The sequence below is a fragment of the Hyphomicrobium sp. genome, assembly GCF_003987855.1.
Taxonomy (GTDB): domain Bacteria; phylum Pseudomonadota; class Alphaproteobacteria; order Rhizobiales; family Hyphomicrobiaceae; genus Hyphomicrobium_B.
Map to the genome: position 1 here is coordinate 23,007 of NZ_RXIZ01000010.1, position 14,494 is coordinate 37,500.

11 protein-coding genes are annotated in these 14,494 nt (G+C 58.5%); 4 read left to right on the top strand and 7 right to left on the bottom strand.

What is annotated here, in order from left to right; genetic code table 11:
• Positions 1-5: 5 nt before the first annotated feature.
• Entirely contained in the window at positions 6-434 is a 429-nt protein-coding gene (locus EKK30_RS09465; RefSeq protein ID WP_290983779.1) for a diol dehydratase small subunit, read from the bottom strand.
• Positions 431-2,713 carry a propanediol/glycerol family dehydratase large subunit gene (locus EKK30_RS09470; RefSeq protein WP_290983782.1) on the bottom strand — a complete coding sequence of 761 codons (2,283 nt, stop codon included), beginning with the start codon at positions 2,711-2,713 and terminating at the stop codon, positions 431-433. The genes EKK30_RS09465 and EKK30_RS09470 overlap by 4 nt, the downstream gene beginning before the upstream one ends.
• 281 nt (positions 2,714-2,994) lie before the next feature.
• On the opposite strand from EKK30_RS09470, the gene EKK30_RS09475 reads away from it, so the two are divergent.
• Together EKK30_RS09475 and EKK30_RS09480 are read left to right on the top strand one after the other, a co-directional pair.
• Positions 2,995-4,290 (top strand): aminotransferase class III-fold pyridoxal phosphate-dependent enzyme, encoded by a 1,296-nt coding sequence (locus tag EKK30_RS09475; RefSeq protein WP_290983854.1) that lies wholly within the window; start codon positions 2,995-2,997, stop codon positions 4,288-4,290.
• Positions 4,291-4,321: 31 nt separating this feature from the next.
• Positions 4,322-5,794, top strand: coding sequence for an aldehyde dehydrogenase family protein (locus EKK30_RS09480; RefSeq protein WP_290983785.1), 1,473 nt, complete (start codon positions 4,322-4,324; stop codon positions 5,792-5,794).
• Between the two features lie 3 nt (positions 5,795-5,797).
• On the opposite strand, the gene EKK30_RS09485 is transcribed toward EKK30_RS09480, so the two are convergent.
• The 5 genes from EKK30_RS09485 to EKK30_RS09505 form a co-directional block, all read right to left on the bottom strand.
• Positions 5,798-6,559, bottom strand: coding sequence for an ABC transporter permease (locus EKK30_RS09485; protein ID WP_290983788.1), 762 nt, complete (start codon positions 6,557-6,559; stop codon positions 5,798-5,800).
• Positions 6,556-7,482, bottom strand: coding sequence for an ABC transporter ATP-binding protein (locus EKK30_RS09490; RefSeq protein ID WP_290983791.1), 927 nt, complete (start codon positions 7,480-7,482; stop codon positions 6,556-6,558). The genes EKK30_RS09485 and EKK30_RS09490 overlap by 4 nt, the downstream gene beginning before the upstream one ends.
• Before the next feature lie 93 nt (positions 7,483-7,575).
• Complete coding sequence (locus EKK30_RS09495) at positions 7,576-10,788, bottom strand: efflux RND transporter permease subunit (protein WP_290983794.1); 3,213 nt, start codon at positions 10,786-10,788, stop codon at positions 7,576-7,578.
• A gap of 31 nt (positions 10,789-10,819) precedes the next feature.
• Positions 10,820-12,019, bottom strand: a complete 1,200-nt coding sequence (locus tag EKK30_RS09500; protein ID WP_290983797.1) for an efflux RND transporter periplasmic adaptor subunit — start codon at positions 12,017-12,019, stop codon at positions 10,820-10,822.
• Between the two features lie 102 nt (positions 12,020-12,121).
• Complete coding sequence (locus EKK30_RS09505) at positions 12,122-12,331, bottom strand: hypothetical protein (protein ID WP_290983800.1); 210 nt, start codon at positions 12,329-12,331, stop codon at positions 12,122-12,124.
• A gap of 137 nt (positions 12,332-12,468) precedes the next feature.
• On the opposite strand from EKK30_RS09505, the gene EKK30_RS09510 reads away from it, so the two are divergent.
• Both EKK30_RS09510 and EKK30_RS09515 read left to right on the top strand, forming a co-directional pair.
• A complete protein-coding gene (locus EKK30_RS09510) occupies positions 12,469-13,059 on the top strand; it encodes a TetR/AcrR family transcriptional regulator (RefSeq protein ID WP_290983803.1) in 591 nt (196 codons plus the stop codon).
• An 88-nt stretch (positions 13,060-13,147) separates the two neighbouring features.
• Positions 13,148-14,467, top strand: a complete 1,320-nt coding sequence (locus EKK30_RS09515; protein ID WP_366927327.1) for a PQQ-dependent sugar dehydrogenase — start codon at positions 13,148-13,150, stop codon at positions 14,465-14,467.
• Positions 14,468-14,494: the final 27 nt, after the last annotated feature.

The window sequence follows — 14,494 nt, forward strand, 5'->3', positions numbered from 1 at the left end:
ACCTTTCAATATCGCTTCTTGTAGAGTGAGCGGCGCTCATAGACGTCGGCGGCTTCCTCAATGAAAGCGGCCACGCTGCTAGCGCCATAAACGTCCCGGAGCTCTCGCGCGGCCGCGAGAAGCTCATCTTTTGAGCCCGCCCGGCCGGGACGCAAGAGCTCGTAGGTCCGCATGATCACGTCTTGCGGAACATCGACAAGCTCGGCCCCGCGCTCAAAATTGGCGGCGAGTGTAGGCCGGCCGGCAGCGCGCGCAACCTCAGCTTGTTGGCGGAGCGCTCGGCCGGTGATCCGCAAGTCTTCCAACCCGATCCGGTCGGCCAGGACGGCCTCAAGGCTGATGTCGTCCAGCGTCTTTCCGGCTTTGGTCTGGACGACTTCGGGCCGTTTCTCGGCAAGGGGATAATCGGCGACGGAGAGGGGTTTATCGCTCATGCCGCTGCTCCAAGAAACTTGATGTCGATCTCTTCGGGCTCCGCGCCCTCGGACGTCATTTCGGTTTCGATCGCGTAGATCATGGAAACACGGGCATGGTAGCGGGAGCCCATGGCTTCGCCGCGTGTAGGTACGATGACGGGTTCCGGCATCTCACCACGGGCGTACGCAGCTGCATTGAGACCCATCCGTTTGTAGTGTTCGAGCTTAGTGATGGGAGAATTTGAGAACAGTTCGAGATTGTTGTGCGGGAGACGATCCCGCTGATGAATTACGGCCGTACCTTTGGCTTGGATGCCGATGCCAATTCCCGAACCTGCCAAGCGCGCGGCGCTGAGGCCAAGGAATGAAGTATCCGCCGTATGAAGCATGCGCACGACGCGGGCCGTGCAGCCGCCTTCGGCAATTCCGGAAATCAGCACGCGCAAGATAGCCGAGAGCGGATGGCCAGCGACCGTCTGGAACAGCTTCACCCCGAATGCAGGGCTGATGCCGATTACCACCTCGCGGGGATTTCCGGTTGCCGCGGCCGGTCCGACTGGACGGTAGGCAATGCGCGTGACTTCGGCTGGGCGAAATTGCGCTTCGCCTCGCAGAACTTCCTGGCGGGTGAGGACATCGCGGATTGCAACGATTTCTTCGCGGCGGGCTTCGCTGAGGCGGTACCCGGTACCTGGGCCATGATACTCGTTGGGGTCATTGACGGCGCTAACAATTTTGCCGTTGCGGACGACGGCCGAGGTCTGCAAGTAGTCACCGGATACCCGCAGACGAACCAACTTCAGAAGGTTTTCGGCCTCCTCATGGAAGCCGCGCGCGGCCAACGCCTTGATGACGTCGATGACGGTAATTGAGCGGGCGAAGATGGCTTCGCTAATCATCGCCACGTCGCGACCGGAGAACGTTCGTGTTTCGTCAGAGCCCGACGCAGCGATGACGCTTTGCTTCATGTCGGCTGTCGGCTTTGCCAAGCCGAGTTCTTCGAGGACGGCGCTGATGGCGTCAACGGCACGGGCGCGAAGATCCATGATGCGGGCTTCTCCGACGGGGGTGAGCCCGCCGTCGGCCTCGAAGTCGCGCTGGAGCACGAGATAATCCTCAAGCTCCTCGCCGTTGAGCAGCGAGGGATTGAAGGAGTTGTCGTATTTCAGGATCGACCCGAAGCCGGAGCAGATAAGGTCGGAACCGGCGATGAGGTAGGGAAGGATCTTGGCGCCGACACGGATTTCCGACTCGGTTGCTCGCGCGTCATTGCCCGATGCGCATTCCAAATCCAACCAGACCGCGATCAGATTCTCGGCCATCAGTTCCCGCATGCCGCCGGGAACCGTGCATGTCACCGGTGCACCATCGACGCCGCCGTTCTGCGTCCCTTGAACTCCCATTGCGCGCTGCAGACAGAGGCAACGTGCTTCGAGGTACAGGAGGGATTTGCGCTCGTGAAATCCCATCAGCAACTCGGAGCCAGCGCCTGATGTGCAGCGCATCTTGATCCCGCGGGAGGCGTAGGCCGCAGCCAAAAATCCCTTGGACCAGGGGGTGTCATCTCCGTCGACGAAGCTTTTTTCGGTTCCGTAAACCGATAAGGTTTCGGCGTAGGACGTGAACCCTGCCATACCGATCTTCAGCTCTTCGGCTTCTTCGCTCGAACACTGGAAGAGTGTTCCCCACCGTCCGACGGAGGCTCCGACCGCGCAGGCGACGGCGTTCGACCAAGAATTGCGGGCGACGCGCATGGTCGTTTCGATTTCGTCGAAGCCGAAAGCGACCGCGGTGGCTGCGTCGGCAGCCATCTGCAATGGGTCATCCTTGGCGTTGGTAACGTGCGCTTGGTTGCCCGGAGTCTGTCGGGCTCGCATCTTGCCATACGCGAACGCGATCTCCAGCGAGGACAGATGCGCGACGACTTCGGCGAGCTTTGCGGGCGTCATGCCATGAGCCAGACGGACGAGCGTGCTTCTTGGCACGTTCATGTCGACGAGCATGCGAGCGATTTCGAGCGAGGGCATCGCCATCGCTTCGGGCGCAATCTCGGGATCCAGATGATACTTGGCTATGAAGATGTCGATCATATCGAAGTCGCGAACGGCGATGCCGTCCATCGACTCAACGACACCTTGGCCCATTGCGAGACCCGGCTTGGGGTCGTATGGGCTGTTGAATGCCGCGAAACCACTCGAAGCATCCTCGACGGCAAACTTATCGAGACGGAGCGGGCGCTCGTCCCAGTCGGAAAACCGTTTCCATCTATTGGCGCGTACGTGCGAGTCGTCCGTCATGGCATGCGATCTCGACAATGAGAAACCGATTCAGCGCAGGTACGATATCCTGCTGTCTAACTTGCCGTTTGACCATAAGCGCTCGGAAGTTGACGGGTTTTGCATAGCATCCGGGTCAATGCGGCTGGGGAACTGAACAGACACTACCGTTGACGGTCAAGCCACACGAGTCGGCTCATCCTATATCCGGGATGATGCGCCGGTCACGAGGCATCAAAAGGAGCCTTCTTGAGGGCTGCATGGAAGCAACGAAGAAAATCCTAGAACTCAACGCCTTCGATATGAATGCGGATGAGGGGCTATCGGATGAGGTGAAAAGCCTCGTCAAGCGCCGTCGGGAGACTTTTGGTCCGACGTCGATGCTTTTCTATGACCGGCCTCTGAACCTGGTGCGCGGGGAGGGCGTCTGGCTGCATGATGCCGACGGTACTCGCTACCTTGATGCTTATAACAACGTGCCATCGGTCGGGCACTGCCATCCGCGCGTCGTCGAAGCTGTTTCGCGCCAAATGGGGACGCTCAACACCCACACGCGCTACCTTTACTCCAACATCTACACCTATGCAGAGCGCCTGCTCGGGACGATGCCGGAGGCGATCTCGAATATTGTCTTCACGTGCACAGGCAGCGAGAGCGCCGATTTTGCCCTGCGCGTTGCGCGGGCGGTTACCGGGGGCACCGGCTTTATCGTCACAGACAATGCTTATCACGGCAACACCTCGGCAGTGACGGAGATCTCGCCGTCGTCCGCGAGTGCGGAACCGCGTCCACCCTACATTTTTCTGGTTCCGGCGCCAGACACATACCGCGAGGGCACGTCCCAGGTCGGACAGCGATTGGCTGCCGACATCCGGTCGGCGGCCGAGAAGATGACAGCGAAGGATATCCGCTTCGCCGGATTTATTGCCGACAGCATCTTTTCGAGCGACGGCGTTTTCCCCGGAGAGCCTGGGTTTTTGAAGGAGACCCTGGAGGCCGTGCATCAAGCTGGAGGCCTTTACATCGCGGATGAAGTGCAACCGGGCTTTGGGCGGACGGGCGAGAAGATGTGGGGATTTGATCGCCACGGGATCGTTCCTGATATGGTGGTAATGGGCAAGCCCATGGGCAACGGCTTCCCGATGGGCGGCGTTGCGATCAAGCCCGCTCTTCTGGCGGCGTTTGGAGCGACTTCGGGATATTTCAATACCTTCGGCGGAAACCCGGTGGCGGCTGCTGCGGGTCTCGCGGTTTTGGATGTTTTGGAAGGCGAGGGGCTGCAGCAGAATAGTTTCGAAACGGGTGCCTATCTCCGGTCGGAAATTCGCATCGCTGGCTCTGGCGGTGAAGTGATTGGCGATGTTCGCGGAACGGGACTCTACATCGGTGTCGACATCGTCAAGGACCGCAAGTCGCGAGAGCCAGATCGGCAAGCCGCCGAGAGGATCGTCAGTGGCATGCGGGCCCGCAACATTCTCATTGGCATTGCCGGACGGCATGGCAACGTTCTGAAAATCCGTCCGCCGCTCTGCTTTGGGCGCGAGCATGCCGATATCTTCCTTGATGGCCTGCGGAGCGCGTTGTTAGACGCTTCGTGATCCGGCATCACCTCTCTCCGCAGGAGCTAGAATGCAGAGCAAGCTTTTCATTGGCGGGAAGTGGGCAGAGCCGCTGGAGGGCGGCACGCTGGATGTCATCAATCCGGCCACCGAACAGGTTTTTCACCGGTGCGCCGCGGGCACAGCCGCCGATGTCGACGCCGCGGTCGCTGCAGCAAAAGGGGCAATGGCCGGTCCCTGGTCGCGCACATCCGGCCATGATCGCGCGGGATACCTCCGCGCCATAGCTGCGAAGATTGAGGAGCAGAAGCAAGCGCTCGCCGAAATCGAGGTTCGGGATAACGGCAAGCCGCTGCCGGAGGCGCTATGGGATGTCGGCGATGCCGCGTACTGTTTTAATCTCTACGCGACGTACGCCGAGGAGCTCGATGGAAGGCAGGGCGAGATCATCGGGGTGCCCGACGACCGATTTCAATCGCGGGTCAAGTACATGCCGGCTGGCGTCACGGGCCTCATCGTGCCTTGGAATTATCCGCTTTTGATGGCGGCTTGGAAGGTGGCGCCCGCAATTGCGGCGGGTTGCGCGGTGGTCCTGAAACCATCTGAATACACGCCGCTGACTGCGCTGGAACTTGGCCGCATCGCTGCTGAAGTTGGACTGCCCGACGGAGTCTTGAATGTCGTCACGGGATACGGGGGCACAGCCGGCGCGCGCCTTTCTGCTCACCCAGACGTGCGCAAGCTCGCGTTCACAGGGTCGGTGCCGACCGGCATTGCGGTGGCGTCAGTGGCGGCGCGCGATGTGAAAAGCGTCAGTCTCGAACTTGGCGGCAAGTCGCCGATTGTCGTTTTCGACGATGCCGACATTGAGCACACCGTGGAGTGGGTCATGTTCGGGATCTTCTGGAACCAGGGACAGGTTTGCAGCGCCACGTCGCGAATGATCGTAGAGAAGGGCATCGCGCCGAAGCTCATCGGTCGGCTGTCCGAGGAAGCAAAGAAGATTACGATCGGCGACGGCATGACACCCGGAACTCTTCTTGGGCCGCTCGTCAGCAAGATCCAATACGACAAGGTGCTGAATTACATCGAGGTCGGAAAGAAGGAAGCGACGCTCATCACCGGAGGAGCGCGACCTTCGCACTTGAACGAAGGCTATTTCCTGGAGCCCACAATCTTCGCTGATGTTCGGCCGAGCGCTCGCATTTGGAAGGAAGAGATTTTCGGCCCTGTGTTAGCCGTTTCCACGTTCGAGACCGAGGATGAAGCGCTGCGGCTTGCGAACGATAGCGAATTCGGACTGGCAGCTGCTGTGATGTCCCAAGACATCAAGCGGGCGGAGCGTGTGGCAGATGCCTTCGAAGCGGGCGTCGTCTGGATCAACTGCTCGCAACCAAATTTTCTGGAGCCGCCATGGGGCGGCGTGAAGAAAAGCGGTATCGGTCGCGAACTCGGCACTTGGGGGCTCAATAATTTCTTGGAACCCAAGCAAATTACCAGGTACCTGACCCGCGATCCCTGGGGTTGGTACTTGAAGGGCTAGACCCTATGCCTTCAGGCGATATCCCGTCTTGAAGATCCACCAAACGATGCTCATGCAAATTGTTAGAAACACGAAGATCATGAGCAGACTGACGCCAACGTTCACATCTGAAATCTCGTAGAAGCTCCAACGGAAGCCGCTGATGAGATAGACGATGGGATTGAAGAGCGTGATGGTCTGCCAAGCCGGGGGCAACATCTTCAGCGAATAGAACGTGCCGCCAAGAAACACCAGCGGCGTTATGATGAGCAGCGGCACGACCTGCAGCTTCTCGAAGCCGTCAGCCCAGACTCCAATAACAAAGCCAAGCATACTGAAAGTTGCCGCCGTGAGGATGAGAAACGCCAGCATCCAAAATGGATGAGCGATGTGAATGGGGACGAACAGGCTTGCCGTCGCGAGGATGAGCAAGCCCAGCAAGATCGATTTCGTCATTGCTGCGCCAACGTATCCGACCACGATTTCAAATGGAGAAATCGGCGCGGACAAATGCTCGTAGATCGTGCCTGTAAAACGTGGGAAATAGATGCCGAAAGAGGCGTTTGATGTGCTTTCTGTTAGCAGCGACAACATGATCAGTCCTGGCACGATGAAAGAGCCGTAACTGATGCCCTCAATGGTCGATATCCTCGAGCCGATGGCGGCGCCGAATACAATAAAGTAAAGGGACGTCGAGAGGACGGGTGAGATCACGCTCTGCATCAACGTGCGCTTCCAACGTGACATCTCGAAAACATAAATTGCGCGAACGGCTTCGAGGTTCATCGCTTTTCCCTCACGAGATCTACGAAGATGTCTTCAAGCGAACTTTGAATCGTCGAAAGGTCGCGAAAAGAAATTCCCGCATCTCGCATGTCATTAAGAAGTGTTGTTATTCCGGTTCGTTCGGCTCTGGTGTCGTAGGTGTAGATGAGCTCGCTTTTGTCCGCACCGAATTGCAGACCATAGCCGCTGAGGGCGTCTGGTATGCCTTCGAGCGGCGCCGATAGCTGCAGCTGAAGCTGCTTCTTTCCCAGCTTGCGCATCAGCTCGTTCTTTTCCTCGACGAGAATGATCTCGCCTTTGGCGATCACGCCCACGCGGTCGGCCATTTCTTCGGCTTCTTCGATGTAGTGGGTGGTGAGGATGATTGTGACGCCGTTGGCGCGGAGTTCCCTCACGATGTCCCACATCTCGCGACGCAACTCGACGTCGACGCCGGCCGTCGGTTCGTCGAGAAAGAGGATGCGCGGCTCATGGGCCAGCGCCTTTGCAATCAGCAACCGTCTCTTCATGCCGCCGGAAAGCGTCATGATGCGACTGTCTTTCTTGTCCCAGAGAGAAAGGTCGCGCAAAACCTTTTCGACAATCGCGGGATTTCGTGGCTTGCCGAAGAGGCCGCGACTGAAGTTCACGGTTGCCCATGGCGTCTCGAACATATCGGTCGAGAGTTCCTGCGGAACGAGGCCGATCATGCTGCGGACCGTGCGATAGGAACTCACAATATCCATGCCGTCGACGGTGATCGTGCCGGTGGACGGATTGACGATGCCACAGATCGTACTGATGAGCGTCGTTTTGCCGGCGCCGTTGGGACCGAGTAGGGCGAAGATCTCACCCTGCTCGATTTCCAGATTGATGTCTCTCAGCGCCGTAAAGCCGGAGGCATAGGTCTTCGAAAGATTGGCGACACTAATAATCGAGGTCATCTATGAGCTTTCGGCGGGTCGAGAGAGCGTTGCCAGGGCATCGCAGCGTAGCACTCGCGTGTCAATGGTGACCGCCGTTGGATTACCTTTCGGTCATTCAGCCGGAGCTGGATTGATTTGCGAGTGTACGGTGTGGCTCGCAGGAGCGGCAGTCACGTTCCCGGCGTGCGCCAAAGGTTTGTTGCCGCTCAACTTGCGCAGGATCACGTAAAAGACCGGGGTCAGAAAAATTCCAAAGAGCGTAACGCCGATCATTCCAGAAAATACCGCGATGCCCATTGCTTTGCGCATCTCTGCACCGGCGCCAATCGATGTGACGAGCGGGACGACGCCCATGATGAAAGCCATCGACGTCATTAGGATGGGCCGAAGCCGCAAACGGCTTGCTTCGACAGCGGCTTGCACCGGATTGCGACCGCTGAGCTCAAGTTCGCGCGCAAACTCGACGATCAAGATCGCGTTCTTCGCTGACAAGCCGACCAAAACGATCAATCCGATCTGGGTGAAGACGTTGTTGTCGCCGTGCGAGAGGTAGACCCCAGTAATGGCCGCCAACAATCCCATGGGCACAATCAGAATGATGGAGAGCGGCAGCACAAGACTTTCGTATTGAGCTGCGAGCACCAGGAACACGAGGAATACGGATAACGGAAATACCCAAATTCCCGAGTTGCCAGCGATGATCTCCTGATAGGTGAGATCCGTCCATTCGAACCCTATACCCTTGGGAAGAACGTCTGCAGCGATCCGTTCAACCGCTGCCTTTGCCTGGCCCGAAGAATAGCCCGGCGCAGCACCGCCATTCACGTCGGCGGTCAGGAATCCGTTGTAACGCATCGCTCGTTCGGGACCGGCAACCTGTTTGATGTCCAGCAGTGCCGATAGTTGAATCATCGCGCCGTTATTGGAGCGCACTTTCAGCAAGCCGATGTTCTCGGGCCGGGCGCGGTATTTGGCATCTGCCTGAACGCGCACCGAGTACGTCCGGCCAAATTTGTTGAAGTCGTTGACATAGAGCGATCCGAGATAAACCTGCATCGTGTCGAAGACGTCCTGGACGGCGACGCCGAGTTGGCGAGCCTTCGTTCGGTCGATTGCGGCGTAGAGTTGCGGCACATTCACTTGGTAGGAAGTGAAGACGCCCGCCAATTCCGGCGCTCTGCTCAACGCGCCTGTGAACGCTGTCATGGCTTCGGTGAGCGCGTCGTAGCCAAGACCAGCCCGGTCCTCGACCTGCAGCTTAAAGCCACCTATCGTACCCAGTCCCTGCACCGGAGGAGGCGGGAACATAACGATGAATGCGTCTTTGATGACGGAATATTCCTGATTCAAAGTGGCGGCGATGGCTGCGCCGCTCAGGTTTGGAGAGCGGCGCTCATCGAACGGTTTCAGGGTCGCGAACACGATGCCCGAGTTCGAGCTGTTCGTGAAACCATTGATCGAGAGACCTGGGAACGCCACCGCACTTTCGACGCCAGGCGTCTTCAGCGTGATGTCGCTCATGCGCCGGATGACGTCTTCCGTGCGGTCGAGCGTGGCGCCATCGGGGAGCTGGGCGAAGCCAACTAAGTATTGCTTGTCTTGTCCCGGCACAAAGCCGCCTGGCACTGCTTTGAACAGGCCAACAGTGGCGCCGATCAAAAGCAGGTAGATGAAAAAGGCGATGGCCTTATGCCCGAGCACGCGCCTGACGCCACCGCTATAGGTGTCCGAGCCCCAGGTAAAGGCGCGGTTGAACCGTCGGAAGAACCATCCGAAGGCGAAATCCATGCCTTTTGTCAGCCAATCCTTGGGCTGGTCGTGGCCCCTCAAAAGAATGGCCGCGAGCGCGGGTGAAAGCGTCAGCGAATTGATGGCGGAAATCACCGTCGAGATGGCTATCGTCAACGCGAACTGCTTGTAGAACTGGCCAGTCAGACCTGTAATGAGCGCCAGCGGCACGAACACGGCGACTAGAACGAGCGCGATCGCAATTATGGGGCCCGAGACTTCGCGCATCGCTTGAATGGTCGCATCTCTGGCGGAGAGACCATTCTCGATGTTGCGCTCTACATTCTCGACGACGACGATGGCGTCATCGACGACGATACCGATCGCGAGCACGAGTCCGAACAGCGTCAGAGCGTTTATCGAAAAACCGAAGATGTGCATCACCGCGAAGGTGCCGATGATGGAGACCGGTACTGCGATCAGAGGAATAATCGATGCGCGCCACGTTTGCAGGAATAAGATAACGACCAAGACGACGAGCGCTACTGCCTCGAGGAGCGTGTGGATGACGGCTTCGATCGATGCGCGGACGAACTGCGTGGGATCATAGACGATGCGGTAGTCGACACCCTCAGGCATGTATTGCTTCAACTCAGCCATCGTCTTGCGCACGTTGTCGGAGATCTGAATGGCATTGGAGCCGGGGGATTGGAAAATTGGAATGGCCACAGCTTGCTTGTTGTCGAGGAGCGAGCGGAGTGAGTAATCGGCGGCGCCAAGCTCGATGCGCGCAACATCGCGCAGTCTTGTCACCTGATTGGTGGCACCCGCTTTGACGACGATATCGCCGAATTCCTCCTCAGACGCGAGGCGGCCTTGCGCGTTTACTGACAACTGGAAGTCGAGATTTGGCAGTGACGGCGATGAGCCAACTACGCCGACGGCCGCTTGCACGTTTTCCGCACGGACCGCGTTGACGATATCCATTGCAGACAATCCGAGCTCAGCGGCTTTTGCCGGATCTACCCAGACGCGCATGGAATAATCACCAGAACCGAAAAGCTGTACGTCGCCCACGCCATCGATACGGGCCAGTCGGTCCTTGACGTTGATCACCGCGTAATTGCGAAGATACGTCATGTCGTAGCGATTGTTCGGCGACAGCAAGTGCACGACCATCGTAAGGTCGGGAGAACTCTTCACCGTCGTGATGCCGAGCGCACGCACATCAGCCGGGAGGCGGGGCTCAGCTTGCGATACGCGGTTTTGAACAAGCTGCTGAGCCTTGTCAGGGTCAGTGCCGAGGCGGAATGTGACTGTGAGAGTCATCAGGCCGTCAGTCGTGGCCTGGCTGCTCATATAGAGCATGCCCTCGACGCCGTTTATCTGCTCTTCGATCGGCGTCGCCACAGTCTCGGCGATCACCTTGGGATTTGCGCCGGGATAGTTGGCGCGGACGACCACCTGCGGCGGAACGACCTCAGGGTATTCCGAGATCGGCATAGCGGGGAGAGAAATCAGGCCGCCGAGGAAGATGAGCGTCGACAGCACGCCCGCAAAGATCGGGCGATCAATGAAAAACTTGGAGATGTTCATATCGGGCGTGCCTGGTGGCGTTACGTAATTGCTATTGGGAGATGTCTGCCGCGGCGTGCTCTTGGGGCACGGGCCGTCCGTCCATCGCAACTTGTTCCGGGGCAACCTCGTCGCCGGGCTTCACATGTTGAAGGCCCGCGACGATCACGCGTTCGCCTGCGTTGAGGCCGTTCGTGATGATCCGAAGATTGTCCGTCATCGACCCGAGTTTGACCTCGCGGTAGGCCGTCTTGTTCGCTTTGTCGACGATCATGACGTACTTTTTGTCCTGATCGGTGCCGATGGCGCGTTCGCTGACAGCAAGAACCTGGGCTGTATGAGGCTGAGCCAATCGCACACGCACGAATTGGCCGGCGATGAGGCGGCCGTCGCCGTTGTCGAAGGTGGCGCGGAGACGGACCGTGCCACTGGCAACGTCGACTTTGTTGTCGATCAGCTGCAACGTCCCCCGACGCCATACGCCGCCGTTGTTTGCCGTCGCCATTTCTACCGGAATCTTCTCCACGTGCGCCGTTGCATTGGCCTCGGGAGAGAGCGTGGCAAGCGCTTTCGCAACGATGTTTTCGTCGGCGTTGAAGCTTGCGTAAATCGGGTTGACGGAGACCAGCGTCGTCAGGAGCGGAGCGTTAGCTCCGGCTTCGACAAGATTGCCGACGGTAATTTCTCGGCGGCCCACCCGGCCCGACACTGGAGCGCGGACTTCGGTCCACTCAAGATTGAGTTTCGCGGTTCTCAATGCCGCTTCGGCACTCTTTAGATTGGCAACAGCGGCATCATAGGCATTGGCGCGGGTATCGAGTTCGCGTTCCGAGAGCGCGTTGCCGATGATTTGACGCGCACGAGCGACGTCCGCTTTCGTGAAGACCGCCTGCGCCTGTGCCGCAGCCACGACCCCATTCAGCCGCTCGACTTCCGCAGCGTAAGGAGCGGGATCGATCGTGACGAGCGAATCCCCGGCCTTTACGAGGGCGCCCTCACGGAAGTGGATCGCAACGATTTGCCCTGCAACGCGGGGACGCAGATCGACGCGCTCGATGGCTTCGAGACGACCTGAGAATTCATCCCAGGTATTCGGCTCACGCGGTTGAACGGTCGCAACGGAAACCGAAGTTAGTGCTCGGCCGGGCGTTTCCTGGGCCAAAGTCATGCCGGTGGAGGCTATGAGCAGGGCTACACCAGCTGCCGACCCCTTAAGTGCTTTCGATACGACGAGATGAGTATGGACGGACATAATGGATTCCTTGACTGCTCGGTCTGCCCGGCGTGGTCGGGAGCCGTCGACTGCTGCGCGCTCAGTTTGCGGAGGAAAGCCTTGGGTAGATGCGGCGAGAACTCAGGAGAAGTTTTCGAGGCTCAAGCCGGGCAGCCAGCGCTCGCCGCCCTCATCCGCCGCTTGGCGCGCGGGAGGCGCGTGATAACCGCATGCGGATACGACAAAGGGTACGTGCTCTTCGTCAGACAGCGCGCTGGTGCGGATCCTGGAGAACCAACTGGTAAACCCTCGAAGCGTCCTTGCGGTCGTGTAAGAGACAGAGCTTTTCATGACCTGCGAATTCCCATATATGTACTGAACGGTACGGATATAGGGCCAGGTAAGGTCGTGTCAACTATTTATTTGTACCGATGGGTATTGAAATGTATATCGGCTCGATAAACAAAAACAAATGCCGGAGCGACGCGGTGCAAAAAGGCCGCCCTAGGGAATTTGATACCGAGTTAGCGCTCGATAAGGCGCTCCACGTGTTCTGGCAGCGCGGATATGAGGGCACGTCCCTTACCGATCTCACCGAGGCCATGGGCATCAGCCGACCCAGTCTCTATGCCGCGTTTGGAAACAAGGAAGAGCTCTTTCGACTAGCGTTGGATCGCTACGCGAAAAAGGGCCCTGGCGCTATTCACGGCGAAGCGCTTGCCGAGCCGACCGCTCGCAAGGTCGTCGAGCACCTTCTGCATTCAGTTGCGATGTCCCTTACGGACCCGTGTAATCCATCAGGCTGTTTAGCGGTTCAAGGTGCGTTGACCTGCAGTCAGGCCGCGGATTCGATCAAGCGGGAGCTGTGTAAGCGCAGGTCAGAGGGGGAAGATAATCTCCGCAAGCGGTTCGAGCGGGCCAAGTCGGAGGGAGATCTGGGTCCCGACTCCGATCCCGGGGCCCTCGCTCGATATGTTATTACCGTGACGCAGGGAATGTCCGTGCAGGCTTCGGGTGGTGCTACGCGCAGCGACTTGCTGACCGTCGTTGATATGGCGCTAAAAGCTTGGCCGGCTTAGCTCAAAATTCAAAGTCAAGTCTTGTACCGTACGCGGCTCACGGCCACGTGTTCGCCAATGAGTGAAAACCGATTTGGCGGAGCGCATAATGAATTTCGGTCGGCTCGATGATGGTGCAAGCCAGGCAAAGAAGGTGCGCCTCGCTGCCCTGGCGCTTTCGACGTTTTTCGCGTGGTCTTTCCTGGCGATTCAACCATCTGTTGCTGTCGAAGGCGCTTCCGCGAAGTGCCCGGAGGGAAATGCCGGCCTCACACTGCCCACCGGTTTTTGTGCGACAATCTTCGCTGATAAGGTCGGGGCGCCGCGTCATCTGACAGTTGCGCCGGACGGTACGGTCTACGTCAACAACCGTCGCCGTGGTGGCGGGCCATCCCTTCTGGCGCTCAAGGATACGAAGGGCGATGGCAAAGCTGATGTCATCGAAACATTCGGTCCTGCGGGCGCCGGGGGAACAGGCATCGGTCTTTATAAGGACAACCTGTACGTTGAACTGGGCGATAAAATCGTTCGCTACGAACTGAAGCCCGGTGAGGTCGCTCCAAAAAGCAAGCCCGAGGTCGTCGTCTCGAAGCTGCCCATTGACGGCGACCACACCGCCAGGCCATTCGCAATCAATTCGCAAGGGGAGCTTTTCGTCGACTTGGGTTCAGCTACGAACTCATGCCAACGAGAAAACCGCGCTGATGGCTCGCCCGGCATCGATCCCTGCGTCGAACTCGAGACACGCGCCGGGATTTGGCGCTTCGATGCGAACAAGCCCGGGCAGGTTTTCTCCTCTGCACAGCGCTTTGCCACGGGTCTTCGCAATGCCGAGGGTATCGACTTCGATGATACTGGTCGCGTGTTTGCGACCCAGCACGGGCGAGATCAGTTGTACGAAAATTGGTCCAAACTTTATTCCTCAGAGCGGGGTTCGGAATTACCGGCCGAGGTGCTCGTCGAGGCGCGCGAAGGCGGTGATTATGGTTGGCCGTACTGCTACCACGATGGCTTTCAACACAAGCTCGTTCTCGCTCCAGAGTATGGTGGAGACGGTGGCAAAGCCATTGGGCGCTGCGCGGATAAGCTGCCCCCTGTAGCGGCTTTTCCGGCGCACTGGGCGCCCAATGACCTCAAGATCTACAAGGCCAAGCAATTTCCTGCGGAATACCAGGGTGGCGCATTTATCGCTTTCCACGGGTCCTGGAACAGATCCTCCGGCGGACAGCAAGGGTACAACGTCGTGTTCCAGCCGTTGAAAGACGGCAAGGCCTCGGGTCCATACATTGTTTTTGCAGATGGATTTCGGAACGGAGATGGAACAGGCAGCGAGCATCGTCCAACAGGGCTTGCGGTCGGGCCTGACGGTGCGCTTTACGTTGCCGACGACGCTGGCGGCCGAATCTGGCGCATCGTCTACAAGGGGTGATGATCAATACCGGTGGGTAGCGGGGCT

What these genes read in the sequence shown, in the direction of transcription:
- EKK30_RS09500 (WP_290983797.1), bottom strand. Translation starts at nt 12,019, where the DNA reads ATGTCCGTCCATACTCATCTCGTCGTATCGAAAGCACTTAAGGGGTCG.
- EKK30_RS09485 (WP_290983788.1), bottom strand. Translation starts at nt 6,559, where the DNA reads ATGAACCTCGAAGCCGTTCGCGCAATTTATGTTTTCGAGATGTCACGT.
- EKK30_RS09495 (WP_290983794.1), bottom strand. Translation starts at nt 10,788, where the DNA reads ATGAACATCTCCAAGTTTTTCATTGATCGCCCGATCTTTGCGGGCGTG.
- EKK30_RS09505 (WP_290983800.1), bottom strand. Translation starts at nt 12,331, where the DNA reads ATGAAAAGCTCTGTCTCTTACACGACCGCAAGGACGCTTCGAGGGTTT.
- EKK30_RS09480 (WP_290983785.1), top strand. Translation starts at nt 4,322, where the DNA reads ATGCAGAGCAAGCTTTTCATTGGCGGGAAGTGGGCAGAGCCGCTGGAG.
- EKK30_RS09475 (WP_290983854.1), top strand. Translation starts at nt 2,995, where the DNA reads ATGAATGCGGATGAGGGGCTATCGGATGAGGTGAAAAGCCTCGTCAAG.
- EKK30_RS09515 (WP_366927327.1), top strand. Translation starts at nt 13,148, where the DNA reads ATGAATTTCGGTCGGCTCGATGATGGTGCAAGCCAGGCAAAGAAGGTG.
- EKK30_RS09490 (WP_290983791.1), bottom strand. Translation starts at nt 7,482, where the DNA reads ATGACCTCGATTATTAGTGTCGCCAATCTTTCGAAGACCTATGCCTCC.
- EKK30_RS09470 (WP_290983782.1), bottom strand. Translation starts at nt 2,713, where the DNA reads ATGACGGACGACTCGCACGTACGCGCCAATAGATGGAAACGGTTTTCC.
- EKK30_RS09465 (WP_290983779.1), bottom strand. Translation starts at nt 434, where the DNA reads ATGAGCGATAAACCCCTCTCCGTCGCCGATTATCCCCTTGCCGAGAAA.